General features: G+C 64.8%; 1 protein-coding gene. It reads right to left on the reverse strand.

The genetic code is table 11. The annotated features are described in order from the left end of the window. Window positions 1-20: 20 nt before the first annotated feature. On the reverse strand, window positions 21-273 hold a 253-nt coding region (locus tag ABG80_RS22600), incomplete at its 5' end, for a hypothetical protein (protein ID WP_160322484.1).

Below are 273 nucleotides of genomic sequence, written 5' to 3' on the forward strand. Positions count from 1 at the left end.
CCTCATACGTGCATCCATCCTCACACCTTGCCCCCCTCATAGGCGAGGCTCACCGACGCGCCAGGAGCCCACGCACGCACCGGCACGGACACCTGCTCACCCACTCGGCCCTCGAAAGGCTTGGTGTCCGGAACTGGGAGGGTGAAGAGTTGAACGAGGCCACGGTTATCGAGGCCCTCGATCTGGAGAACCGGGCGGGTGGGGATCACCTCGCCGGTCTTCTTGTTGACGCCACCACCCAGGGTGGTGACTGCTCGAATGGTGCCGGTCAGC

It is taken from the genome of Aquabacterium parvum (genome assembly GCF_001447195.1).
Classification (GTDB): Bacteria; Pseudomonadota; Gammaproteobacteria; order Burkholderiales; family Burkholderiaceae_C; genus Aquabacterium; species Aquabacterium parvum.